Below are 24487 nucleotides of genomic sequence, written 5' to 3'. Positions count from 1 at the left end.
TCCGCCATGGAATTTCGCTCGCTGGCGAGCCTGGCCGGCTCCCTGCGCAGCCCTCGGCCGCCCTTTCCGGCGGCCGGAACGGTTGCGGTCACGGCGTTGCTGGTGCTGGTACCTTCCCTCTGGCTCACGCGTCACCCCAGGCCCCAGGCCAAGGGGCTGGAGCGGGTGCTGAGTGCTGCGGCGCTGCTGCAGAGCTTTCCGGCTGATCCACGCCGAGGCGCACCTGAACTGTGGCTCCAGCGCCTAGGTCAGGAGAGCTCCCGCCGGCTCTGGAGGTACCAGCGCGGCACCTGGTGGCAATTCTGGGGTCGCCACGGTGATGGGGGGCTCTATCTGGTCTTGAGCGCCAGCAGTTTCAAGGCCGCCGCCGTGCCGCTACCCGCCGGCAGCATGCGGGTCGATGATTTGGTCGTTCTGGCTCCCGACCCCCTGGCCGCCGCTCTGCTCAAGGAGCCTTTGGCCCTCAAGCAGCGCCGGCCCCGGGGCCTAGAGCAACGTTGCGTCAGCCAGCTGCTCAGCCAGCAGGCGGTGTACTGGACCGATGCGGCCCTTGGGCAGATGCTGGGTCCACTCTCCTCGTTGGTGCAGCGCTTTCAGCAAGGCTGCCTGGAATTGACGGGCCACGGGGAGACCTTGACATGGCAAGGGGAAACAGCCTCCGCCCCTGCCCTGGCGAGCCGTCCACCGGCCCCCGTGCCCATCCAGCAACCGCCGAGCCGCTTGGCTGGGGATGGGCTGCTTGAGCTGCGGGGTGAGCGCTTGGAGTTCCTGCTGGGGGATCTGCTCAATCGCCAGATCATCCGCGAGCCCTTGTCAAGCCGCTACGGCATCGGGGATCGCCAACGGGCCCTGCTGCGGCGCACGCCTTTCTTGCTGCGTCTGAAGCCCCTGGAGAAGGGCCCTTTCCAGGCTTCGCTTGAGTTGCAATTGATGGTGGGTGCCAAGCGCTCCGAGTGGGCGGCCCTGCTGGCGCCGCTGCGTCAGGCCTTGCTTGATCAGGGCCTGGTTGAATCCAGCTCCCGGCGCCCCGTCAGCAGCCCCTCGGTGCTACCCACGAGTTCCTGGGAGCGAGACGATCGCACCGTGGTGGGGGGCTGGCGTTGGGTGAACCCGGCGACGGCTGGTGAGCCTCAGTTGCTGTTCTTCCTGGGACCTGATCCGTCCATCGCTGGATCCACAGCCCCCTGGCCTGACGCGCGTGCCCAGGGCAGGGCGGCCATGGAGCTTCTGGCCCGGCCGTCAGCCCTGGCGGCCCAAGGGCTTCTGCCGGGTGATCTGCCGGCTCTGGTGCAACGTGCCGAGCGGCTCAGCCTGTTCAGCGGGGCTGGCTCGGCTGGCAGTAACGGCCTCAGTGGCTCTCTGCAGCTGCCGTCTCAGCCGCGTTGAGTCCGCCAGCTTCCAGCTGCGTGCTGGCGCTGTCTGGGGCGGTGGCCAATGATTCAGTGGCTTCAGCCTCGCCGTTGGCCGCCCGTTCGCGGCGGCGGCGTTCGGCCGCCACGGTTTCCTCCATCAGCTCCACTGCCTGGGCCATGCGCTCGAGGTTGGAGGCATAGATCCCCAGGTCCTTGTCAACACGGCTGCGGATCAGTCCAATCCGCTCGGCAACCTCATGGGAGGCCTGGCGCAGGGCTTCCGGCTCCATGGATTCAGCGCCTTTGGCCTGCTGAAGCAGGCTCAGAAGCCCCACGGCCAGGAGACGCGTGTAGTGGAATTCGGGCCGCTGAATGCTGGCCAGAGCACTGCCCAGGGGTTCGGGGGCACCCTCCCCCTGGTGATCGAGCCACTGTTTCACCGTCTCCAGATCGTGGCCACTGACGGCATCCACGGCCGCCTGGCGCTGGTCGCGCAAGGCGCTGGCCTCGAATCCGGAGGAGGCGCAGAGCGCCACAAACAAGGGCTCTTTCTGCTCGGGCGGCCGGTAGCCGCGGGCGAAGCCGTCAAACACCTGCACCAGGCCAGCGGCGAACAAAGCATCCGGCTGGAAGCCTTTCTGGTGGCTGAGCAGATGCAGCTCGACCAGAAGCTCATCGACGACCCGCCGGTAGAGGGGAGCGATCACGTAGGGGAAGGCGCGGTGGAAGGCGCGCTTGCTGTCTGACACGGTGAGGCTGGTGCTCACACTTCTCGCTCTGGGAGTGCGAGGACCCTAGCGCTCGCGGCGCTCGTTAAGATCGGTCCAGCTGACGCGTCCCTGCCCATGATCCCGATCGTGATCGAAGAGTCCGGCCGGGGCGAGCGTGCGTTCGACATCTATTCCCGGTTGCTGCGGGAGCGCATCATCTTTCTGGGCGAACCGGTCACCGCCGAATCGGCCAATCGGATCGTGGCTCAGTTGCTGTTTCTGGAAGCCGAAGATCCCGAAAAGGACATCTTCCTCTACATCAATTCACCGGGTGGATCCGTCTATGACGGTCTTGGAATCTTCGACACCATGCAGCACATCAAGCCCGATGTGCAGACCGTCTGTGTGGGGTTGGCGGCCAGCATGGGAGCGTTCCTGCTCAATGCCGGCGCCAAGGGCAAGCGCAGCAGCCTCCATCACTCGCGGATCATGATCCACCAGCCCCTAGGCGGCGCTCGAGGTCAGGCGAGTGACATTCGCATTCAGGCCGATGAGATTCTCTATCTCAAGGACAAGCTCAACACCGAACTCTCCGAGCGCACAGGCCAGCCCCTCGAGCGCATCCAACAGGACACCGACCGCGACTTCTTCATGTCTCCCCATGAAGCTCAGGCCTACGGGCTGATCGATAAGGTGATCGAAAAGCGTCCGATTCGTTCAGTCTGAGCGTCGTCCTTACCTCCATGCACAAGATCATCAAAGATTAAAACCATTCAATGGCTGCTTTGCCCCCATTCGATGGACGCTTTAAATAAACGTTAAATCGTTAGATTTAACGTTTATTTGTATGTTCGTTTTTTGTGGGGATTTTTGCCAATCAACTCGCTGTGTTGTTGATCAGCGGTGAATAACGGTCCTTCTCTGGAATGTCAGCAAATTCAGCGACAATGGTGCGAAATTCATCGCCATCAAGGCTTTCCTTTTCGATCAAGAGTTCTACAAGACGATCCATCGCCTCCCGGTGCTGACCCACTAGGTCCAGGGTTTCCTGGTAGGCGGCTTGAACAATACCCCGGACCGCATCGTCAATCTTGCTCGCGATCGAATCGGATACGTCGCTGCGCGTCATCAGATCACGGCCCAAAAACACCTCCTGGCTGCCTGCCTCGAGTGACACCGGACCAAGATCGCTCATGCCGAACCGCGTCACCATCTGTCGGGCCATGGAAGCCACCTGCTGGATGTCGCCGCCAGCTCCCGTGGTCACTTCCGCATGGCCGAAGACCACAGCTTCCGCCGCCCGTCCACCCAGGGCTCCCATGATGCGCGCCTTGAGCTGGGAGCGGCTCACCAGCATCTGTTCCTCGTCGGGGGAGAACCAGGTGAGTCCCTGGGCCTGGCCACGGGGGATCAAGGTCACCTTCTGAACGGGGTCATGTTGTTTCACCAGGGTGCCCACCAGGGCATGGCCAACTTCGTGGTACGCGATGAGGCGCTTGCTACGGCCATCAGTGAGGGGCTTGCCCTCCATGCCGGCGATCACCCGGTCCACGGCATCGTCGATCTCGGCCAGGCTGGTGGCCTCCTTACGGCGGCGAGCGGTGAGGATCGCGGCTTCGTTGAGCAGGTTGGCCAGATCGGCACCAGTGAAGCCTGGCGTTCGGCGGGCAATCGCTTCGAGCGAGACGTCCCCCGCGAGCTTCTTGTTGCGGGAATGCACGTTGAGGATCGAGAGCCGCCCCTTGATGTCAGGCGGATCAACGCCCACCTGGCGGTCGAAGCGGCCGGGGCGCAGCAGCGCCGAATCCAGCACGTCGGCGCGGTTGGTCGCAGCAATGATGATGACTCCGCTGTTTCCCTCGAAGCCGTCCATCTCGGTCAGCAACTGGTTGAGGGTCTGCTCACGCTCATCGTTGCCGCCGCCGATGCCGGCGCCCCGCTGGCGTCCCACAGCGTCGATTTCATCGATGAAGATCAGGCAGGGGCTGTTTTCCTTCGCCCGCTTGAACAAATCGCGCACTCGGCTGGCACCCACCCCGACGAACATCTCCACGAATTCGGATCCCGAGAGCGAGAAGAAGGGGACCCCAGCCTCACCAGCAATCGCCTTGGCCAAGAGGGTCTTGCCCGTGCCGGGGGGGCCCACCAGGAGCACGCCTTTGGGAATCTTGGCGCCCACAGAGGTAAAGCGTTCGGGGGTCTTCAGGAAGGTGACGACCTCCTGAAGGTCTTGCTTGGCCTCCTCCACGCCAGCCACGTCATCGAACTTGACGCCGGTCTGTGCCTCCATGGCGAAACGTGCCTTGGTCTTGCCGAACTGCATCGCCTGGCCGGGGCCTCCGGGCATGCCTGAGGAGCGACGCGCCAGGAAGATCAAGGCGCCGATCAGGAGCAGGGGAAAGAGCAGATTGCCCAGAATGCCCAGCACCGGCGGCGTGGTGCGGGGGGGATGCACATCGAAGCTGATGCCCTGATCCTTGAGACGGTTGATCAGTTCAGGGGCCAGTCCAGGCAGGTCGACCCGCAGGCGCTGAACTCGGTTGTCGAGATCGGGGTCCACCGCCTCGACCACGGCGGTGCGGCCGCCGTCAAACACATCCACAGCGGTGACCCTGCCGGCCTCGATGTAGTCAAGGAAGCGCCCGTAGCTCATGCGTGCCACGGCAGTGTTGCGCGCCGCCACCCGGGCTGTGTTGGAGTTGGAATTCGTCCCAGCCTTGAAGGTGTCAATCCCGCCCTGGCCCAGCAGTTGCCAACCGAAAAAGGCGGCCACGGCAAGGGGGAGCACCCAGAGAGCAAACTGGCGCCAGCGCTGGTTCATCGGTCGGGCTGATTTTCGAGAACTGTAAGAGCCCCTCCGTCGCTGGCGTGGCCGCCAACGACGCGCTCAGCCGCGCAGACCGCCCGCCACGACGCCTTCCGCAACCAGCTCATCCAGTTCGGAGGGCTCGTTGAGCTGTTCTTCGATGATCAGCTCCCCTACTGCGATCGTCTCAAGCAGGCTGGGACCCCCCAGGTCGTGGGTCCAGATCTCCACTTCGCATCCCTTCGGCGCACTGAAGCTGAGCAGCTCGAAAGGAAACACGACCCTTTCAAGGTAGTACTCCTGGGGCCCGCAACAGCGCAGGATCACCATGCGGTCGCTGGCATTGCGATAGCCGCAGGAGAGCAACGCCAAAGGAGGATCCTCATCAATGAATCACCATCAAGCCACCAAGGCTTGGCCCTCTTGGTGACGACCACGACGGTTTGCGTTTCTTAAGGGTTTCTCAAGGGAATGAGGCCAGCCGGAGGATGTGGCACAGGTTCCCTGACCAGGCTCCAAGCCGCCTGAGGAGACCGCTTGCGCGGCGTTAAAGGCTGCGCAGGGCGGTGATCGGATCCAGGCGCGCCGCCCGTCGGGCGGGCACAACACCAAAGAAGAGACCGATCGATCCTGAGAGCCCGACGGTGAACAGCACGCTGCCGGCGCCGATCGCCGCCGGCAGGGCGGTGAACCGGGCAACCCCTGCGATCGCCGCCAGACCCACGGCGCTGCCGATCACCCCGCCCAGGGCAGCCAGCACCAACGATTCCACCAGGAACTGCAGCAGGACGTCATGGCTGCGGGCGCCCACGGCCTTGCGCAGACCGATCTCCTCGGTGCGCTCGCTCACCGACACAAGCATGATGTTCATGATTCCGATGCCACCCACCAACAGCGATACCCCACCAATGGCCGCCAGCATCAGCGTCAGACCGCCGGTGATCGTGCCCACGATCGAGAGGGCGTCCTTTTGGGAGCGAACGGCGAAGTCGTCTTCCCGGAGGATTTTGTGCCGCTGGCGCAACAGGTTGGTGATCTGAAACTTGGCGGCGTCGGTGCTGGCTTCGTCCCGCGCCTCAACGCTGATGAAGCTGAGGCTCACCCCGTAGGTGGGATCGCGGCCGCTGAGTTTGCTCACCATGGTGGTGAGCGGGATGTAGGCGGCTTCGTCCTGGTTGGAGCCGAACACCGCCCCCTTGGGGGCCATCACTCCGATCACCTGGAAGGATTGGTCACGGATGCGAATGCTGCGGCCGATCGGAGATCCCACGGGAAGCAACTTGTCCCGCAGGTCGGGACCGATCACCGTCACATTGCGGGCCGATTGCAGGTCCTGCTGGCTCAGGAACCGTCCTTGGGCCACATCAAAGCGCCGCACGGTCAGGAACTCGGGGGTGATCCCGGAGATGCTGGCGTTGGCACTGTTGGAGCCGGCCTGAACCACCTCATTGAGGGTGACCTGGGGGGCGACCCGTCGGATGCTGGGCACCTGCTGAGCAATCGCCTCTGCGTCCTCAAGCACCAACGTCTTGGGAGTGTCAATCCCCTGGCGGCGGGTGTCGTTGTTGCCGGGCACGATGAACAAAACATTGGCGCCCAGGGTGTTGAGCTGACCCTCGGCCAGGTTCTGGGCCCCGGTTCCCACCCCCACCAGGGTGATCACCGAGGCGTTCCCGATCACGATCCCCAGCATCGTGAGCAGGCTGCGCAGGCGATTGGCCTTCAGCGTGCTGAGGGCCATCACCACGGTTTCCCTCAGGGGAAGCTGGGCCGCCATGGGCTCAGGCCCAGTTGGAGCTGTTGTCGGCGGAGACGATGCCCACCTTCACCAGGTCAGTGGAGCCGCTGACGCCCGTGAGCGTGCCGGCGGTCTGAACCACCAGGTCGCCTTCCCGAAGCAGGCCCAGGTCCTGGGCGACGGCCATGGCCTGGGAGAACGTTCCACTGGTGGAGTCTTGGGCCAGGATCAGCAATGGATTAACCCCCCACACGAGCTGCAGTTGGCGCGCCACCTTCTCCTCGCTGGTGATCGCCAGGATCGGGGTGGCAGGCCGGAACTTGCTCACGTTACGGGCGGTGGAACCGCTTTTGGTGAGGGGGAGGATGGCCGCTGCGCCGAGCTGGCGGGCGATGCTGCTCACCGCCTGGCTGATGGCGTTGGGAATCGTGCTGGCGATGTGGCTGTCGAGGGTGCGCAGGGGGTAGTCGCGTTCGATGCGCCGGGCGATCTGGGCCATGGTCGCGACAGCTTCCACCGGGAAATCACCGACGGCAGTCTCGTTGGAGAGCATCACGGCGTCGGTGCCATCGAGAATGGCGTTGGCCACATCGCTCACTTCGGCGCGGGTGGGTCTGGGGCAGCTCGCCATGCTGTCCAGCATCTGGGTCGCCGTGATGATCGGTATGCCCAGGCTATTGGATTTGCGGATCAGTTCCTTCTGCAGCAGCGGCACTTCTTCGGCGGGCATCTCCACCCCCAGATCGCCCCGGGCCACCATCACACCGTCGCAGAGCGGAAGGATGGCGTCGATCTGATCAATCGCCTCAAACTTCTCGATTTTGGCGATCACCGGGGTGGAGTGGCCAAGGCTTCGGATCAGCTCGCGGATCTCTTCCATGTCGGCGGGATTGCGCACGAAGCTGAGCGCCACCCAGTCCACCCCCTGGGCCAGACCGAAGGCCAGATCCTCGCGGTCCTTGGGGGTCATGGCGCGGATTGAGAGCTGCACGTCGGGGAAGTTCACCCCTTTGTTGTTGGAGAGCACCCCCCCAACGGTGACGCGGCAATGGAGGGTCTGCTCTGGAATGTTGATCGATTCGACCACCATTTCAACCCGGCCGTCATCCAACAGAATGCGACAACCTTCCATCACCTCATCGGCCAGCTTGTCGTAGGTGACGGTGGCGATGGACTGGTTGCAGCTCACCTCGCGGGAGGTGAGCGCGAAGGGGTCGCCGCTGGCCAGGTTGATCGGTCCGGAGTCGAAACGCCCCAGGCGGATCTTGGGGCCCTGGAGATCCTGGAGGATGCCGATATGGATCCCCAGCTCAGCAGCCACCTGGCGGATGGTGACGATACGGGCGGCATGGTCGGCATGGTCGCCGTGGGAGAAGTTCAGACGGAAGGTGGTCGCCCCAGCCTGAATCAGTTGTTTGAGCCGCTCAGGGGACTCAGTGGCGGGGCCGATGGTGGCCACGATCTTGGTGCGCCGCGTCAGATCGCTCAGGGCCATCGGTAGGGCCGAAGGATTTTGCGGAAACTACCATCCGGCCAGGTCTTTGATCTGATCGTCGCCCCATGGAGCTCGACGGATACCAGCAACGGGCACGCCAGACCGCCCGCTACCCCCAGGTGGGCGCCAACCCCATCTACCCCACCCTCGGCCTCTGCGGTGAGGCGGGTGAGGTGGCCGACAAGGTCAAGAAGGTCTTGCGCGATCAAGATGGGCGCTTCGATGACACGGTGCTCAATGGCCTCAAACTTGAGCTCGGCGATGTGCTCTGGTACGTGGCCCAACTTGCCAGCGAACTCGGGTTCAGCCTTGAGGAGATCGCCCAGGAGAACCTGAGCAAGTTGGCCGATCGGGCGGTACGAAACGTGATTTCCGGTAGCGGAGACGCTCGGTGAGACCTAAAGTTCAGTGCTGCCGAGTTTCCATCTTGGAGCCGCTGCTTAAGCCACTGTCGGAGCAACCACTTCCAGAGCTTGTGGTCTTCAAGGGCACGCTGCGCGCTCTACTGGCCGTGCTCGAGGCTCGGGACACTCTCACCTTTGTCCATTCCCACCGGATGGCGGACCTGGCCGCTGCCATCGCCGTGGAGCTTGGCCTCACCAGCGAGGCCGTCGCCTGCATCCGCATCGGCGGGCTGCTTCATGACATCGGCATGATTGCCATGCCCATTGACATCGTCAGCAAGCCCAGTCAGCTCTCGATCGCTGAGTTGGCCGCCATCACGGGCCATCCGGTCACGGGCTACGCCGTCCTGCGCAACATCCCGTTGCCGCTGCCGATGAACCTGGCGGTCCTCCAGCACCATGAGCGGCTCGATGGCACGGGCTACCCCGACGAGCTCAAGGGTGAAGCCATCTGCCAGGCCGCTCGCATTCTCGCGGTGGCTGACACGGTGGAATCAATGGTGAGCGAGCGCCCTTACCGGGCCGCCCTTGGTCTCGAGGCGGCCCTGGGGGTGATCATCAGTGGCAAAGGGGTGAAATTCGATCCCAAAGTGGTGGAAGCCTGCGTGCGTTTGTTCCGCTTGCAGGACTATCGCTTACCTGAATCCTTCCCCTCTTACCTGCAACCCGAAGGCAACACCGTTGGGGATCTCCTGGTCGGCGCAAGGGACCTGGCCGAACCACAGTTGTTTTGATGGGGCGCTCAGCCCTTGCTCTGATCCCCCAGGCGCGGCCGCTGGCACCCCCCTTCCTCGCTGGGGTGCTTTTGGCGGTCTTTCTGATTGTTCTCCCTTGGGTGATGCCCGTGGCGGCGGCGGAGCTGCAGGTGAGTGGCGTGACGTTGGAGCCCTGCCCCACCGATGATGTGGGCGCTCAGCCCCCCTTGCGGCGCGAGGCCGAGGCCCGCTGTTATGCCCTGCGCGGGCAGGTGCTGAACTCCGGTAGCCGTGCTGTGGTCGACACCGATGTGTTTGCCCTGATCCTTGATTCCAGCGGTGAGCCCGTCCTGCCCAACCGCACCCGGGTGGGCTCCATCGGTGATGTGCCCCCGGGTGCTTCGGAGTTCGCCCTGCGCCTGGCGGTGCCGCAGGGCACCCCCGGGCCGTTTCGCTTCAGCCATGTGAAAGCAAAGGGCTTCAGCTCCCCGGTCAGGCGGCGACCTGATGGTGACGACGAATTACTGCCGCTGGAACAGCAGCTGAGCATCCCTTAGCCCCCTTCTCCTTTCCCTCCACTTTTGCTCAGTATCCGATTCCGCCGCCGCCCATCAGCGAGGCACTGAGGCCTCCCAACAGCTGCTGCACCAGATTGAGGGCGATGAAGGCGATGATCGCGGAGAGATCCAATCCCCCCAGTGGCGGGATCAGGCCACGGAAGGCATTGAGATAGGGATCCGTGATCGAGCTCACCGTCGCGAGCACGGGGTTGCTCCAATCGAGGTTGGGGAACCAACTGAGCAGAACCCGTACCAACAGGATCAGGGTGTAGATGCTCAGGGTCTGGGCAAGCACGTTGAGCAGCAGGCTCAGGGCTTCCATGGGGCGCGGTCAAACATCCCCAGACTCTATGCAGCGTCCTTCCAGATGTCGTGGGGTGGGGCTGGCTCGGGGCTCGCCGACGGGGACGGTTCCTCGGCTGGCGTCCTCCGGGGGCTGAGGTCGTCGGCCTTGATGGCGAAGGTGCGGTGGAATTTTTCGCTCAACGTGAGCCAGTAGGAGCGACCATCGCTCTGGCGCCGGCGCTCGATGAAGCCCTGGCTGAGCAGCTCCTTGATGTGGTCATAGGCCCCAGAGCCCCTGAGTTCAACCAATTCCGACTGCAGGAGACGTTTCTTGAGTGCGATTGTGGCCAGGGTGCGAAGGGAGGCGGTGGAGAGATCCACCGGCAGCAGGTTCTGCACCAGGTTCCCCAGGCTCTCGCGCAGCTGGAGGCCGTAACGGGAACCCTCCTGGCGAATCTCCAGGGCGGTGTCCCGGTGGGCGTAGTCGGCCATCAGGGTGAGGAGGGCCAGTTCCACCTCTTCGCGCCCCACGGCGGCGATCTCCGCCAGTTCCCCGAGGGTGAGGGGCCGGCCTTTGAGATAAAGGATGGCCTCCAGGTGGGCCGACAGCGAGAGCGAGTCGCTGGGCATCATCGAGCTCCAGCAGGGCTGATCCGCACCGTACCGCAATCGATCGGGGTCGGGCCAGGGGCTTCAGGCCGGGGCGCTTAGGCCCCCATGGCGTTGGGCACGGTGCTGGGGCCGAGAAAAAGGTGGTACGCAGGATTGTCACTCTCGTCCCAGTGGCGGTAGCCGAGGCCTTCGAGAAACCGGCCCCAGGCCTGCCGTTCCTTGGCACTCACCTGAACCCCCACCACGATCCGGCCCACATCCGCCCCGTGGTTGCGGTAGTGGAAAATGCTGATCGTCCAGTTGGGGTGCAGCGCATTCACGAAGGTCATCAGGGCCCCGGGACGCTCGGGAAACTCAAAGCGGTAGAGCAGTTCCTGGGTGGGTTCTGGGCCGGATGCTGCCCCTTCGGCGGCCGGTAGCCGGCCCCCCACCATGTGGCGCAGGTGCAATTTGGCCAGCTCGTTGCCGCTCAGATCAAGGCAGGGGAAGCCGGCCGCCTCCAGTCGTCCCTTGAGGCGTTCGGTGTCGCCCTGGCCCTGGACCTGCACACCCATGAAGATGTGGGCGGTGCGGGGATCGGCCATGCGGTAGCTGAATTCGGTGAGGCTGTGGGAGCCCAGCACCTCGCAGAGGTGCCGCAGGCTGCCGGGCCGCTCAGGGATTTCCACCGCCAGCATCGCCTCGCGCTCCTCCCCCAGCTCGGCCCGCTCGGCCACGAAGCGCAGGCGATCGAAGTTCATGTTGGCGCCGCAGGCCACGGCCACCAGCGTCTTCCCCGAGAGCCCGCGCCGCAGGACATCTGCCTTGAGCCCTGCCACGGCCAGGGCTCCGGCGGGTTCGAGGATCGAGCGCGTGTCCTCGAACACATCTTTGATGGCCGCGCAGATCTCATCGGTGCTCACCGTCACCATCGCGTCCACGTGCTGCTGGGCGAGAGCGAAGGTGTGCTCCCCCACCCGGTGCACGGCCACGCCATCGGCAAACAGGCCCACCTGCTCCAGGCTCACGCGCTCCCCCGACGCCAGTGAACGGGTCATGGCGTCAGCATCGATCGGCTCCACGCCGATCACCTCCACCTGGGGCCAGAGGCTTTTCACATAGGCGCTGATGCCGGCGATCAGCCCTCCACCACCCACGGCGACGTAAATGGCATCGGGGGGGCTGGAGCACTGGCGCAGAATCTCGAGGCCGATGGTGCCCTGGCCGGCGATCACCTCAGGGTCGTCAAAGGGGTGGATGAAGCTGAGGCCACGCTCCGCCTCCAGCCGACGGGCCTCGATGTAGGCGGCGTCGTAGGTGTCGCCGTAGAGCAGCACTTCAGCGCCCCGGGCCGCCACCGAGCGCACCTTCATCTCCGGGGTGGTGACTGGCATCACGATCACCGCCTGGCAGCCCAGTTTCTGGGCTGCCAGGGCCACTCCCTGGGCATGGTTGCCGGCGCTGGCGGCAATCACCCCCCGGGCCCGTTCGCTCGGGCTGAGGCCCACCATCTTGTTGTAGGCGCCCCTCAATTTGAATGAGAAGACCGGCTGGAGGTCTTCTCGTTTCAGCAGCACGGTGTTGTTCAGCCGCGCCGAGAGGTTGGGGGCGCGCTCGAGTGGGGATTCGATGGCCACGTCATAGACCCGGGCCCTGAGGATTCGCTGCAGGTAGTCGCTCATGGGGTCCAGTGTGCCAAGGGCCCCTCAGCCTTCGCTTTCGAAACGGTGACGGCACCGCCGCAGGCCCGCCAGGAGCCGTAGATTGCCTCGATCAGGACGGTCGGACATGCATCTCAGCGAGCTGAGCCATCCGAATCAGCTGCATGGGCTCAGCACCGCTGAGCTCGAGGCCATTGCCCGTCAGATCCGCGAGAAACACCTCGAGGTGGTCTCCACCAGCGGCGGCCACTTGGGACCGGGCCTCGGGGTGGTGGAGCTGACCCTCGCTCTCTATCAGACCCTCGATCTCGACCACGACCGGGTGGTCTGGGATGTGGGCCACCAGGCCTACCCCCACAAGTTGATCACCGGCCGCTACAACCAGTTCCACACCCTGCGTCAGCAAGCCGGGGTGGCCGGCTACCTCAAGCGCTGCGAGAGCCCCTTCGACCACTTCGGCGCCGGCCACGCCTCCACCAGCATCTCGGCCGCCCTGGGCATGGCCCTGGCCCGCGATCGCCGCGGAGAAGAGTTCAAATGCGTGGCTGTGATCGGCGATGGGGCGCTCACGGGTGGCATGGCCCTTGAGGCGATCAACCACGCCGGCCATTTGCCCCACACCAGACTCCTGGTGGTGTTGAACGACAACGACATGTCGATCAGCCCGCCGGTGGGGGCGCTCTCCACCTACCTCAACCGTATGCGGCTGAGTCCGCCGGTGCAGTTCCTACAGGACAACGCCGAGGAGGCGATCAAGCATCTGCCCTTCCTGCACGGGGAGCTCCCCAACGAGCTCAAGACTCTCAAAGAGAGCATGAAGCGCCTGGCCGTGCCCAAGGTGGGTGCCGTGTTCGAGGAGCTGGGCTTCACCTACATGGGCCCGATCGACGGCCATAACATCGCCGAGATGGTGCGCACCTTCCAGGCGGCCCACCGTTGTGATGGACCGGTGCTGGTCCATGTGGCCACCACCAAAGGCAAGGGCTATCCCTACGCCGAAGCCGATCAGGTGGGGTACCACGCTCAATCTGCCTTCGACCTCAAGACAGGCAAAGGGTATCCCTCCAGCAAGCCCAAGCCCCCCAGTTACAGCAAGGTCTTTGGCCAGACTCTGGTGAAGATCTGCGAGCAGGACCCCACGGTGGTGGGCATCACCGCCGCCATGGCCACGGGCACGGGCCTTGATTTGCTCGAGAAGGCTGTCCCCAAGCAGTATTTCGATGTGGGCATCGCCGAACAGCACGCCGTCACCATGGCGGCGGGGATGGCCACCGCTGGACTGAAGCCCGTGGTGGCGATCTACAGCACCTTCCTTCAGCGCGCCTTCGACCAGTTGATCCACGATGTGGGCATCCAGAACCTTCCCGTCACCTTTGTGCTCGATCGGGCTGGCATCGTCGGCGCCGATGGGCCCACCCACCAGGGTCAATACGACATCAGCTACCTCCGGGCCGTGCCCAATTTCACCGTGATGGCCCCCAGGGACGAGGCCGAACTTCAGCGCATGTTGGTGACGTCGATTCAGCACAGCGGCCCATGTGCGATCCGTTTCCCCCGGGGCGAAGGTGAGGGGGTGCCCCTGATGGAGGAGGGCTGGGAGCCCCTGGAGATCGGCCGGGCCGAGCAGCTCGCCCATGGCGATGACCTGCTGATCGTGGCCTACGGATCGATGGTGCCGCCGGCGATGGCGACCGCCGGCCTCCTGCAGGAGCAGGGGGTGCGCGCTTCTGTGATCAATGCCCGCTTCCTGCGCCCCCTCGACGAGGCTCTGATTGCGCCCATGGCCCGTCGCATCGGCCGGCTGGTGACCATGGAAGAAGGCGCCCTGGCGGGTGGTTTCGGTGCCGCCGTGGTGGAGGCGCTCAATGATCTCGAGGTGCTGGTGCCCACCCTGCGCCTCGGCATCCCCGACCAACTGGTGGACCATGCCAGTCCTGAGCAAAGCAAGGTGGCCCTGGGCCTCACCCCGCCCCAGATGGCCGATCGCATCCTGGAGCGCTTCGGCGCTGCACTTCGGCGCCAGCCCCTCGCGGTTTGAGTCCATCCCCAGCGCTCCGCTGCCAGGTGCTGGTAGTGGGCGCCGGTCCGGCGGGGGCGGATCTGGCCCGGCGCCTGGCCCGCTCCCAGGTCGAGGTCCTTCTGGTTGATCGACTTGCCGATCTGCGCACGGGGGCCTTCAGCAGCGCAGCCTTGCCCTGGGCGGCGTTGGAGCGCCTGGAGCTGCCGGCCGAGGTGGTGGCGAGCCGCTGGAGCCACTGGCAGTTGTTTGGGCCCGGTGACCAGCGGCGCCATTGGGCCTCCGGTGGCCCTTTGGGGGTGGTGCTCGAGTTCGGTGCCCTGCGCCAATGGCTGGCCCAGGAGGCTGGTCGCTGGGGCTCTGATCTGCTCCTGGGGGCCACGGCCCATCGCAGCGAGGCCGCCCCCGAAGGGATGCGCACGCATCTACGACTGGTGGGCGGTCGCCCGATCGAGGTGATCAGCGATTGGGTGGTGGATGCCACCGGTCAGGAACGGGGACTGATCGGTGATCCAGCCCCAGGGCCTGATCCGCTGGTGGAGGGACTGGGGGTGGAGTGGCTCCTGGAACTGCCACTTGAGCGCTGGGAACCCTGGGCGGACCGGCTCAGTTTTTGCCTGGGCTCCGCCTGGGTTCCCCAGGGCTATGGCTGGGTGTTTCCGATGCAGAGGGGCCGGCTCAAGGTGGGGGTCTGCAGGCTGCTCGATCCGGCGCGACCCCAGCCGCCCCTCGGGGCGTTGCTGGCTTCCTTGATCGAGCGACTGGGCCTGGGTGAGCACCGGGTTCTGGACCGCCATGGCGGACTGATCCGAAGCACCATCGGCCGCAAAGAGCCCCACCGCCGCGGCCGGCTGATCGGCCTGGGGGACGCGATCAGCACCGCTAACTTGCTCGGGGGGGAAGGCATTCGCCATGCCATGACCAGCAGCCAGTTGTTGGCACCGTTGCTGTGTCAGGCCTTGAGACAGCCATCCCTGGCCGATCGGCTCATCGGAGCGAGCTATCCGCGGCGCCTTCGCCAGGCCCTGGGCTGGCGTTGGGGGCTGAGTGGCCGCCTGGCCCGGCGCACCTGGCTGGGGTTGCGGGGCCCGCAGGCCGACCAGCGCCTCGACGGACTGCTCCGGGGCCTCGAACACAAAAAAAGGGCAGAGGATCTCTCTGCCCTGCTGTTTGACTACCGCTTTGAGCGCTACGGCCTCAGAGCGCTGCCCGACCTGCTGGGCTGGCGCTGAGACCAGCCGCCGATCAAAGGATGAAGGTGCTCAGAGCACACCACGGGCGGCCAGGCCCTGGATGGCGCCGATGCCGAAGATGTGGCCCAGGCTGGTGGTGGCCAGGAGGGAGGCGTGGCTGAGGCCGCCGAAGAATGCGGCGTTGGGAAGCTTGGCACCTTCGTTGGGGTACTTGATGGTGGCTTTGCCGATGCCGATGGCGATCACATTGGCGACGATCATCACCAGGGCCACTTTCGGCGACCAGGAGATTGTGGCGGGGGCGACGGCCAGGAGCGAGGTGATCATGCAGTTTGAAGCAACGACCCATCTTCCGGGTGAACCTCAGCCTGGGGCTGGTGGCTTAAGACTTGTTCACCGGCCGTTCAACGCGGATCTCGGTTTTGCGCGGCACCGATGGCATGGCGGCGCAGGGTCGCCACCACGCCACTGCCCTTGAGTTCGCTGATGGCCAGATCGATGCGCCCGGCTGTGGCCCTGGGCAGCATGGGGCTGTAGGCGAAGGCCTGGGACTCAGGCTGCAATCCGCGCAGCACCAGCTCGACACGGCTGCGATCGAGACCCTGGAGCACGTACTCCAATTGCAGATCGTCGGCGAGTACAGCATTGGCCAGCCCGTCCATGATCATCGGGCCGGCCGCTTGCACCTGGGGGAGGGGCCGGATCCGGATGGCCGCCTGGCCACCCTGTTGGTTGAGCTCCAGCAGCAGTTGCTCGCTGATGCTGCCGGGCCTCGCCGCCACGGTCTTGCCCTCCAGATCCCGCAAGGAGCGAATGCTGCCGCCTCCCGACGAAAGCGGCGCCCGCACCACGTTCACCGTCACGTAGCTCACCAGCAGCGAGGCGGAGACGATGCGAATCAGATAGCTCAGCAGGACCAGGGTGTGGCCGCGGGTGGTGATCGCCACGGTGTTGGTGCCCGGTCCGGTGGCCAGGATCTGAAAATCCTTGGCGAAGCTGCGGCGCCATCCCTGGTGTTGGGTTTCAGGTTTGTTTCGATGGCCCTCAACCCACCACAGCGCCACGGTCACTAGCAGGATGGCCACCAGAAATCCCCCCAGCAGCTGCAGGAGCTCGGGGGCCAGCACGGCGGCCACGATCGCCTGGCCCAGGGCCAGGGGAGTGCGGCGCACCATCAACGACTGGCCGCCCTCCTGAATCGGGAGGCTGAAGCGATAGCGCTTGAGCCTTTCGGTGGAGACGTTCATGCATCCCACGGCCACATCAATGTCCCCCCGCTCGGAGGCCTCCAGCAGGGCGCCGATGGTGGGCCAGGTGCTGAACACGAAGGGAATCCGCTCACGGCTCGCCACTTTCTGCCACAGCTCCACCGCCAGCCCCTGCCAGACGCCGTTCTGGCGATAGCTGCAGGGCTGGGAGCCATCGGTGACTCCGACCCGCAGCACGGTCACCGCCCCTGTGGCCCCCGGCATCAGGGCCAGGCCCGTGGCGGCCAGGACCAGGAGCAGGCGGCCAGGAGGTTTCAACGATCCACCGGAGCCTTGGCTCGGCTGGAGAACCCCAGCAGCACCAGCAGGTTGCTCAGGGTGAGAAAGGCTTCGGCCCCCCCATGCAGCGCATCCACATCGGCAAGCTGGGCGCCGTAGCGCTGCTGAGCCACCACCGCCGCCACGATCGTGACGGCCACGAACACCAGGGTCATCTGAAAGCCCCGCAGGGCCAGGGTCGGGAAGCGGCCACTGCGGCTGGCCCACCACAGGAAGGCCAGGTAGGGCACCAGGGAGAGCACGAACAAGGGGGCCGGATCGAAGCGGGCCCAGTCGCGCAGCAGGCCGCTGAGAAGCTCATTCATCGGGTCCGCATCAGCTGCCAGGCGGCACCGGCCATGGCCCCATTACCCACCAGGGTGGTGGCCGCCTGGAACACCACCAGCCCCTGGAGTTCGGCGGCGTTGTCGAACAGGTGCCAGGTGCAGGCGGCCATGGCGCTGATCAGGGCCGGCACCATCGCCAGGGCCAGCCAGCTCCACTCAGGTTCCTTACGCTGGCGGCCCCAGTGCTGCACCGCCAGCATCGCCAGGGCCCACTCCAGCACCGAAGTGATGTGGATCCACCAGGTGGGAAGGGAGAGGACGTGCATGGATGCCCCGCACCATCGGTGGTCCGTAATGTACGGAGCCGGCGGGGCTGCTGCGGCCCCGGCTTTGATGCGCCCCTGTTGATGCGGCCTCTGCTCTGCGGCTATTACGGCGAACACAACCTTGGCGATGATGCCCTGCTGGCGGCCCTGCTGGCCCAGCTTCCGCCCGATCAGCGGCCCCTGGTCACCGCCCATGACCAGGCCCAGGTTCAGGCCCGCTTCGGGGTGGACACCTGCCCCCGCCGCCGCCTGACGGCGGTGTTGTCAGCCCTGAGCGGTTGCGATGCCCTGGTGCTTGGCGGCGGCAGCTTGCTCCAGGACGCCACCAGTTTCCTGAGCCTGGTCTATTACGCGCTGCTGATCGCGGCCGCCCGCCTGAGGGGACGGCCCGTGCTTCTCTGGGCGCAGGGGTTGGGCCCGCTCCATCGGCGCTGCAGCCGCCTGCTGGTGCGGCTGGTGTTGCCCCTCGCCTCGGGGATCAGCTGGCGCGATCAGGCCTCGGCGGCCCTGGCGGCGCGCTGGGGGGTGCGCGCCGCCACCGGCAGCGATCCGGTCTGGGCGCTGCCCCTCGGCCAGTGGCAGGGGGACGGCGGACCGATCCTGCTGTGCTGGCGATTCAGCCCGCTGCTGGAGGAAGCCCAGTGGCGCCGGCTGCTGGAGGCCCTCGACCAGCTGGCGGAGCAGGCGGATCGGCCGGTGCATTGGCTTCCCTTTCATCAGGATCAGGACGCTGCTCTGCTGGAGGAGCTGAGGCGCAGGGACTGGCTGCCGCCGGCGCTGGCCCGCCGGAGCCAAACCGTGATGGCGGGCAGCCCGGCTGAGGCCATGGCGCTGTTCGAGGGGGCGTCGCTGGTGATCGCGATGCGTCTCCATGCCCTGATCCTGGCGGCTCTCTCGGGGGCCCCCAGTGCCGCCCTCAGCTATGACCCCAAGGTGCGGGCGGCCGCCGATGGTTTTGATTGCCCCTGCTCGGATCTCGATGGTCCCTTGCAGGTCGGTGAGCTGCTGGACCAGTGGCAACCGCTGCTGGATCGGCCCACTGATCCGGCCCGGATCGAGACCCTGCGCCAGGCCACTGCCGTGCACCGGCAGTTGCTTCTCGCTGGCCTGCCCCGATCGGAGCGCTGAGTCCCGCCCTGAGGATCCCCATGGGCGCCAATGGTGATGATGCTTACCAAAGGGCCCCCGGCGCTCTGGTGAACTGTCGTCATGACGCGCACCGTTTCCGTACCTGAACCCGTGATCCCGGCCGGCGCTTTCCTGAGCAAGGAGCAGCTGGCCCAACTCAACGTGGGCAGCAATGGCGCCGCCGCCGTGCGGGCCGCCGGCCATCTGGCCTACATCGTTGTGGCGGGGCTGCTCTGGGGCCAGGTTGGCCTCCCCCTGCCCCTGCGTTTGATCGCTCTTGTGGCCCTGGGGGTGGGCCTGGCCACCTGCTTCGCGCCGATGCACGAATGCGGCCACCGCACCGCTTTCGCCGATCGCCGCCTAAACGACGGCGCCGCCTGGCTGGCGGGGCTGCTGAGCTTCTACAACGCCACCTTCTACCGCCGCTACCACCAGTGGCACCACCGCTACACCCATCTCCCCGGACTTGACCCGGAGCTGGAGGATCCTGCGCCCACCAGCCTCTGGGGCTACGTGCTCGAGATCAGCGGCTGGAACTGGTGGACCGGCAAGCTCCTCAGCCACGGTCGCCAGTTGCTGGGGGCCGATCTCTCGGCCATGCCCTACCTGAGCCCTGAGGTGATCCCCCAGGTGCGCCGCTCGGTGCGCGGGCAGTTTGCCGTCTATGGCGCCCTGGCCCTGCTCTCGCTGCCGGGGGGCAATGGCTTTCTGTTCTGGTACTGGCTGCTGCCGCTGCTGGTGGGTCAGCCGTTCCTGCGGTTCCTGTTGCTGGCCGAGCACGGGGGCTGCAGCTTCGATCGCGACGGCACCACGAACACCCGCACCACGCTCACCCTGGCGCCCGTGCGCTGGCTGATGTGGAACATGCCCTTCCATGCCGAGCACCATCTCTATCCCTCGCTGCCGTTCCACGCCCTGCCGGCGGCCCACGCACTCATCGGTCCGCACCTGAAGCACCTCGACAGGGGCTATCTGGCGGTGCACCGCTGGTTGCTCGGCCGTTTGCCCAGCCTCGGCTTGCCCGGATCGGGCGACCAGGCGTGAGTGTCAGCTCCGGCAGCTTTGCCCTCGGTGACGTTGAGCTCCAGTGCGGCCGCACAATCCCCCAGGCCCAGCTGAGCTACTGCAGCTTCGGCACCCTGAATGGAGAACGCAGCAACGCCGTGCTGTACCCCACCTCCTACGGCGCCCATCCCGGTGACATCGATTGGGTGGTGGGGCCGGTGCTGAATCCGGATCGCCACTTCATTGTGATCGTGAACATGCTGGGCAATGGGCTGTCCAGCAGCCCAAGCGATGGGGTCATGGGCCTGGCGGAAACCGGATGGGTGGTCTCCCACCTCGACAATGTGCGCGCCCAACGGCGCCTGCTGAGGGAGCAGTTCGGGGTCGAGCGACTGGCAATGATCTACGGCTGGTCGATGGGGGCCCAGCAGGGCTACCAATGGGCGGTGGACCATCCCGAGGCGGTGGAGCGTCTCTGCTGCCTCTGTGGCACCGCTCGCACCTCCCCCCACAACCAGCTGTTCCTGCTCAGCCTGCGCCAGGCCCTCACCGCTGATCCCCACTGGACGGGTGAGGGCTTTGATGGTGAACCGCTCCAGGGGCTGCGCACCTTTGCCCTGATCTATGCCAGCTGGGCCGCCAGCCAGCGTTTCTACGGTGAAGGCCATCACCTGGCGGATGGTCCGATCAGCCTGGGCGACTACGTCGAGACCCGCTGGCTGCCTGCCTACCGGCGCCATGACCCCCGTAACCTGATCGCCATGCTCGATACCTGGTTGGCCCATGACGTGGCCGCTGGAGAGGCTTACCAGGGCGATCTGGCCGCCGCCCTGGGCTCGATCCGTGCCCGCACCGCCGTGCTGGCCGGCCGTCACGACCTCTATTTCACGGTGGATGACATGGCCACTGAGGCGGCCTTGATTCCAGGCGCCCAGTTCGAGGTGATCGAGTCGGTGCTGGGACACCGGGCCGGCAACCCCCGCGACAGCCCGCCTGAGCAGGCCCAGGTGCGGGCGGCCGTGGAGCGGCTGTGGGCTCTGCCCTCACCGCTCTGAGCCATCACCCCTTCCTCCTTCCCCGCCGCTTTTCCGTCATGAGCCTTCAGGCCTACGCCCAGACCAACGGCATCGCCCACTTCCTCATCTCGTTCACCGATTTGTTCGGCGTGCAGCGGGCCAAGTTGGTGCCCGCCAGCGCCATGGCGGCGATGGAGAGCGCGGGGGCCGGCTTCGCGGGCTTCGCCGCCTGGCTCGATCTCTCCCCCGCCGATGGCGATGTGCTCGCCATCCCCGATCCCAGCAGCCTGATGCCCCTGCCCTGGCAGCCGGATGTGGCCTGGGTGGCGGGTGATCTGGTGCTCGATGGGGTGGCGATGGAGCAATCGCCGCGCCAGGTGCTCAAGCGACAGTTGGAGCGGGCTGAACGGCTGGGATTCAGCTTCCGCAGTGGAGTGGAGGCTGAGTTCTTTCTGCTCGATTCGAGCGGCGAGGCCCTCCTCGATGCAGGCGATCGCCAGAGCAAGCCCTGCTACGACCAGCTCGCCCTGATGCGTCAGCTGCCTTTGGTGGCTGGGTTGGTGGGGGCGATGGAATCCCTGGGATGGGGGCCCTATCAGGCCGACCACGAGGATGCCAACGGTCAGTTCGAGCTGAACTGGACCTTCGACCACGGCCTGGTCACGGCCGATCGCCACGCCTTCTTCAAGGTGATGGTGAAGACCCTGGCGGAGCGCCACGGGGGCCGGGCGACGTTCATGCCCAAGCCCTTCGGCGGCCTCACCGGCAACGGCTGCCACTGCCACATTTCCCTTTGGGATGCCCAGGGCCGCAACCTCTTCCATGACCCGGCCGGTGAACTGGGTCTCTCGGCCCTGGCCTACCACTTCCTGGCGGGCCTGATGGAGCATTCCCCGGCCCTCAGCTGTCTCACCAACCCCACGGTCAACAGTTACCGCCGCCTGGCGGCGCCCCCCACCAGCTCCGGCGCCACCTGGTCGCCGGGGGGCATCAGCTACAGCGGCAACAACCGCACCCACATGGTGCGCATCCCCGATGACCAGCGCCTGGAGCTGCGCCTGCCCGATGGGGCCGCCAACCCCTACCTGCTGCAGGCGGTGATCCTGGCGGCGGGCCTCGATGGCATCGAGCGCCAGCTGGATCCAGGCCCCCGCTCCGACAACGACAGCTACGCCGACCCCGGTGCCGGCCCCGAGCAGCGCCCCCTGCCCGGCAACCTGGGAGAAGCCCTGGCGGCCTTCGCCGCCGATGGCCGCCTGCGCCAGAGCCTCGGTGAACCCTTCTGCCGGGCCTACGAGCGTCTGCGGGGGCGCCAGTGGCAGCAGTTCAACAGTGAGGTCAGCTCCTGGGAGCGGGAGCACACCCTCGATTGTTGATTCAAATTCTTGAGCTTCTCGGTTGGTTGGCTGCCCTGGGGCTGGCCCTGCTTCTGCTTCTGCTGGAAGTTCGCTTTGGCAACGCCCCACGCCTCCAGGCCCTGCCGGCCGAGGGCGCCACTGAGCCGGCTGTGCAACCCGGACCCTTCCTGCGCGTCGTTGTACCGGTGTTCAACGAACGGGACAATGTCGTTGATTGCCTCGAAGCCATTCTTGCCAGCCGGGATCCCGGTCTGCCCTGGGAGCTGGTGGTGATGGACGACGGTTCCAGCGATGGCACCGTTGATCTGGCCTTCGAAGCGATCCGCCTGCGTCCGGAGACTCTTCCCCTGGTGCGGATCCTTGAGGCTGGACCCCGTCCCCCAGGGGAGCGCTGGTGTGGCAAAAACTGGCCCGCCAGCCGGGCGGCGGCGTTGCCTTGTCCCCCCGGCGATCCCTCCGGCCAGTGGTTGCTCTTCCTGGACGCCGATGTGCGCCTGGATCCCGAGGCCTTGGCGGCTGCTCTCTTTGAGGCTTCGGGTTCAGCCGGAGCCCTGGGGGAGAGCTCGGGCGCCGATCTGCTCACCCTGGCGCCTCGGCTGGTCTGTGGCTGCCTGGCCGAGTGGCTGGTGCAGCCGATTGTGGCCAGCCTGCTCGGTCTGGCCTTTTCGTTGGAAAAGAGCAACGATCCCTCCGAGACCACTGCCTTCGCAGCCGGCCCCTTCATGCTGTTTCGGCGCAGGGCCTATGAGGCGATCGGTGGCCATGGCGCCGTGGCCTCAGAGGTGGTTGAAGACCTGGCCCTGGCCCGGGCGATCAAGACCAGCGGCCACCGCCTGCGCTATCTGATCGGCACCGAGCTGGTGGCGGTGCGGATGTACCGCAACCTGGCGGCCCTCTGGGAGGGCTGGACCAAGAACTGGTACCTGGGCGTTGATCGCAACCCCGCCGCCGCCCTCGGCAGTGCCGGACTGGTGCTGCTGTTGTACACGGTGCCCTGGGCGCTCCTTCCCCTGACCCTACTTGACCCTGCCCTGGCGGCACCCTGTGGCCTCGCGATCGCCCTGCAACTGTCCTTGCGCGTTTGGAGCCGACTCCGTTTCGCCACACCGATCACTTACTGGTGGCTCGCCGCCCTGGGGGGGCTGCTGATCGCCCTGATTGTGCCGGCCTCGATCTGGAAGACGGTCACCGGTCGGGGCTGGACCTGGCGAGGCCGCTCCCTGGCCTGAGCTCGGCGGGGCTCAGCCCACCAGCTTGCCGCTGCGATCGAGCACAGCCCGGTCGATCGAGCGGCCGCTGCTGTCCCAGGCCTGGATCTCAAGCTGGTTCCCACGGGCACTCAGCTCCGCGAAGCTGTGCACGCTGATCGCCCGGGCCGTGTTCCCATTGGGGTTCACATCGCGCAGGTAGGCCCCGCCGCCGCCGACCACCAGGTAAGTGGTGCCGGCGATCGGCTTGGTGCGCTCGTAGTTGTGGTCATGGCCGTTGATGTAGAGCTGTACGCCGTGGCGGCGGAACAGGGGGCCGAGTCGTGCCTGGGCCGCCCCGTCGTCGCCGTAGTGGCCCGAGGAATAGATCGGGTGGTGACCGACCACCACTTTCCAGGGAGCGGCGCTGGCGGCCAGGGCCTGCTGGAGCCAGGGCAACTGGCGGCCCCAGTCGGCGTTGACATTGGTGTCGAGCATGAAGAACTCCACCGGCCCCTGGCGCAGGTTGTACCAGCGACCCTTCATCCCGAAGGGCGGATAGGCGATCTGGGGATTGCCGTTGCCGGTGCGGATGTCGTGGTTGCCGAGCACCGCATGGAAGGGCACCCCGGCTTCCAGAAGAGGCTTGTAGGGGATGGTGAACATGTCCTTGATCTGGGCGATGTCACCGTTCGGGTAGATGTTGTCGCCGCCGAGCACCACCAGATTCACCGGCCGCTGGCGGTTCACCGCCGCCATCCGGGCCCCCACGGCCCGCTGCGCAGCGTTGCCGCCGCCGGTATCGGCCACCGCCAGCCAGCGCAGTTGAGCGGCGCTGGCTACCGATCCGGAAGGCCCCGCCATGGCGCCTCTGTCCCGTAGCTCTTGTGTCAACAGCCAACCGCCTGTGAGGCCGCCGCCGATCAGCAGCCTGAGCAGGTCGCGTCGGCTCGTTCGTCTGGAGTCCACGCCAGGGTTTCGGCAGCTGAGCACTCACGCTATCGGTGAGGAGCAGCTCGTCCATCTCCCCACGTACGGTGCCCCGATCGCTGTGACGCGGATCTGCTTGGCGGGGGAGCGGCCACCATTCAGGGAGCCGTTGCGAGGTTCGATTCAGGAGGCCCTGCGGTGCTCTCGAGCTGACGTC

24 protein-coding genes and 1 pseudogene are annotated in these 24487 nt (G+C 66.0%); 12 read left to right on the top strand and 13 right to left on the bottom strand.

From position 1 onward, the window contains the following. The first annotated feature begins 6 nt into the window (after positions 1-6). Positions 7-1386, top strand: coding sequence for a hypothetical protein (locus tag KBY88_RS10030; RefSeq protein WP_254939796.1), 1380 nt, complete (start codon positions 7-9; stop codon positions 1384-1386). Here the strand turns inward: KBY88_RS10030 and psb29 are convergent. Next, entirely contained in the window at positions 1349-2119 is a 771-nt protein-coding gene (psb29, locus tag KBY88_RS10025) for a photosystem II biogenesis protein Psp29 (RefSeq protein ID WP_254939795.1), read from the bottom strand. The genes KBY88_RS10030 and psb29 overlap by 38 nt on opposite strands. A gap of 78 nt (positions 2120-2197) precedes the next feature. Between psb29 and clpP the strand changes: the two genes are divergently transcribed. Continuing rightward, positions 2198-2788 carry an ATP-dependent Clp endopeptidase proteolytic subunit ClpP gene (clpP, locus tag KBY88_RS10020; protein ID WP_254939794.1) on the top strand — a complete coding sequence of 197 codons (591 nt, stop codon included), beginning with the start codon at positions 2198-2200 and terminating at the stop codon, positions 2786-2788. A 151-nt stretch (positions 2789-2939) separates the two neighbouring features. Here the strand turns inward: clpP and ftsH are convergent, their stop codons facing one another. The 4 genes and pseudogenes from ftsH to pyk form a co-directional block, all read right to left on the bottom strand. Continuing rightward, positions 2940-4883 (bottom strand): ATP-dependent zinc metalloprotease FtsH, encoded by a 1944-nt coding sequence (gene ftsH, locus KBY88_RS10015; protein WP_254939793.1) that lies wholly within the window; start codon positions 4881-4883, stop codon positions 2940-2942. A 66-nt stretch (positions 4884-4949) separates the two neighbouring features. Then, positions 4950-5240: a DUF1830 domain-containing protein gene (locus KBY88_RS10010; RefSeq protein ID WP_254939792.1), complete on the bottom strand. Its 291-nt coding sequence runs from the start codon at positions 5238-5240 to the stop codon at positions 4950-4952. Between the two features lie 175 nt (positions 5241-5415). Continuing rightward, positions 5416-6645: an ABC transporter permease gene (locus tag KBY88_RS10005; RefSeq protein ID WP_254939791.1), complete on the bottom strand. Its 1230-nt coding sequence runs from the start codon at positions 6643-6645 to the stop codon at positions 5416-5418. Positions 6646-6673: 28 nt separating this feature from the next. Further along, positions 6674-8101, bottom strand: a pseudogene (pyk, locus tag KBY88_RS10000) (pyruvate kinase); the annotation flags it as partial. Between the two features lie 65 nt (positions 8102-8166). Here pyk and KBY88_RS09995 point away from each other — a divergent pair. From KBY88_RS09995 to KBY88_RS09985, 3 genes are read left to right on the top strand one after another with little or no spacing between them, the layout of a single operon-like run. After that, positions 8167-8496, top strand: a complete 330-nt coding sequence (locus tag KBY88_RS09995; RefSeq protein ID WP_254939790.1) for a nucleoside triphosphate pyrophosphohydrolase family protein — start codon at positions 8167-8169, stop codon at positions 8494-8496. A 32-nt stretch (positions 8497-8528) separates the two neighbouring features. Beyond that, positions 8529-9239: an HD-GYP domain-containing protein gene (locus tag KBY88_RS09990; RefSeq protein WP_254939789.1), complete on the top strand. Its 711-nt coding sequence runs from the start codon at positions 8529-8531 to the stop codon at positions 9237-9239. Beyond that, positions 9239-9757 (top strand): hypothetical protein, encoded by a 519-nt coding sequence (locus KBY88_RS09985; RefSeq protein WP_396102923.1) that lies wholly within the window; start codon positions 9239-9241, stop codon positions 9755-9757. Before KBY88_RS09990 ends, KBY88_RS09985 begins: the two co-directional genes overlap by 1 nt. 28 nt (positions 9758-9785) lie before the next feature. Here the strand turns inward: KBY88_RS09985 and KBY88_RS09980 are convergent, their stop codons facing one another. The 3 genes from KBY88_RS09980 to ilvA all read right to left on the bottom strand — a co-directional run bounded on the left by KBY88_RS09980 (position 9786) and on the right by ilvA (position 12318). Next, on the bottom strand, positions 9786-10082 hold the full coding sequence (locus KBY88_RS09980) for a YggT family protein (RefSeq protein ID WP_254939788.1): 297 nt from the start codon (positions 10080-10082) through the stop codon (positions 9786-9788). Between the two features lie 26 nt (positions 10083-10108). Continuing rightward, positions 10109-10675 (bottom strand): SMC-Scp complex subunit ScpB, encoded by a 567-nt coding sequence (scpB, locus tag KBY88_RS09975; protein ID WP_254939787.1) that lies wholly within the window; start codon positions 10673-10675, stop codon positions 10109-10111. A 77-nt stretch (positions 10676-10752) separates the two neighbouring features. Then, positions 10753-12318, bottom strand: a complete 1566-nt coding sequence (gene ilvA / locus KBY88_RS09970; RefSeq protein ID WP_254939786.1) for a threonine ammonia-lyase, biosynthetic — start codon at positions 12316-12318, stop codon at positions 10753-10755. Between the two features lie 106 nt (positions 12319-12424). Between ilvA and dxs the strand changes: the two genes are divergently transcribed. Beyond that, positions 12425-14335: a 1-deoxy-D-xylulose-5-phosphate synthase gene (gene dxs / locus KBY88_RS09965; protein WP_254939785.1), complete on the top strand. Its 1911-nt coding sequence runs from the start codon at positions 12425-12427 to the stop codon at positions 14333-14335. Beyond that, the gene (locus KBY88_RS09960) at positions 14332-15546 is read left to right on the top strand and encodes a lycopene cyclase family protein (RefSeq protein WP_254939784.1); all 1215 of its coding nucleotides are present in this window, start codon (positions 14332-14334) and stop codon (positions 15544-15546) included. Before dxs ends, KBY88_RS09960 begins: the two co-directional genes overlap by 4 nt. A gap of 30 nt (positions 15547-15576) precedes the next feature. On the opposite strand, the gene psaK is transcribed toward KBY88_RS09960, so the two are convergent. From psaK to KBY88_RS09940, 4 genes are all read right to left on the bottom strand, one after another. After that, positions 15577-15834 (bottom strand): photosystem I reaction center subunit PsaK, encoded by a 258-nt coding sequence (psaK, locus tag KBY88_RS09955; protein ID WP_254939783.1) that lies wholly within the window; start codon positions 15832-15834, stop codon positions 15577-15579. Between the two features lie 77 nt (positions 15835-15911). After that, the gene (locus tag KBY88_RS09950) at positions 15912-17033 is read right to left on the bottom strand and encodes a transporter substrate-binding domain-containing protein (RefSeq protein ID WP_254939782.1); all 1122 of its coding nucleotides are present in this window, start codon (positions 17031-17033) and stop codon (positions 15912-15914) included. Beyond that, positions 17030-17359, bottom strand: coding sequence for a DUF3593 domain-containing protein (locus tag KBY88_RS09945; protein ID WP_254939781.1), 330 nt, complete (start codon positions 17357-17359; stop codon positions 17030-17032). Before KBY88_RS09945 ends, KBY88_RS09950 begins: the two co-directional genes overlap by 4 nt. Beyond that, positions 17356-17646 carry a DUF2499 domain-containing protein gene (locus KBY88_RS09940; RefSeq protein WP_254939780.1) on the bottom strand — a complete coding sequence of 97 codons (291 nt, stop codon included), beginning with the start codon at positions 17644-17646 and terminating at the stop codon, positions 17356-17358. Before KBY88_RS09940 ends, KBY88_RS09945 begins: the two co-directional genes overlap by 4 nt. An 81-nt stretch (positions 17647-17727) precedes the next feature. On the opposite strand from KBY88_RS09940, the gene csaB reads away from it, so the two are divergent. The 5 genes from csaB (at position 17728) to KBY88_RS09915 (ending at position 23382) form a co-directional block, all read left to right on the top strand. Then, on the top strand, positions 17728-18774 hold the full coding sequence (csaB, locus tag KBY88_RS09935; RefSeq protein ID WP_254939779.1) for a polysaccharide pyruvyl transferase CsaB: 1047 nt from the start codon (positions 17728-17730) through the stop codon (positions 18772-18774). An 81-nt stretch (positions 18775-18855) separates the two neighbouring features. Then, positions 18856-19818, top strand: coding sequence for a fatty acid desaturase (locus KBY88_RS09930; RefSeq protein WP_254939778.1), 963 nt, complete (start codon positions 18856-18858; stop codon positions 19816-19818). Next, positions 19815-20834: an alpha/beta fold hydrolase gene (locus KBY88_RS09925; protein ID WP_254939777.1), complete on the top strand. Its 1020-nt coding sequence runs from the start codon at positions 19815-19817 to the stop codon at positions 20832-20834. The genes KBY88_RS09930 and KBY88_RS09925 overlap by 4 nt, the downstream gene beginning before the upstream one ends. Positions 20835-20872: 38 nt before the next feature. After that, on the top strand, positions 20873-22171 hold the full coding sequence (gene glnT, locus KBY88_RS09920; RefSeq protein WP_254939776.1) for a type III glutamate--ammonia ligase: 1299 nt from the start codon (positions 20873-20875) through the stop codon (positions 22169-22171). Positions 22172-22197: 26 nt separating this feature from the next. Next, the gene (locus KBY88_RS09915; RefSeq protein ID WP_254939775.1) at positions 22198-23382 is read left to right on the top strand and encodes a glycosyltransferase family 2 protein; all 1185 of its coding nucleotides are present in this window, start codon (positions 22198-22200) and stop codon (positions 23380-23382) included. A gap of 12 nt (positions 23383-23394) precedes the next feature. On the opposite strand, the gene KBY88_RS09910 is transcribed toward KBY88_RS09915, so the two are convergent. Further along, entirely contained in the window at positions 23395-24204 is an 810-nt protein-coding gene (locus KBY88_RS09910; protein ID WP_254939774.1) for a metallophosphoesterase, read from the bottom strand. Between the last annotated feature and the right edge of the window lie 283 nt (positions 24205-24487).

It is taken from the genome of Cyanobium sp. Morenito 9A2 (genome assembly GCF_024345575.1).
Classification (GTDB): domain Bacteria; phylum Cyanobacteriota; class Cyanobacteriia; order PCC-6307; family Cyanobiaceae; genus ATX-6F1.
This window is presented reverse-complemented; position numbering and strand designations above follow the sequence as displayed.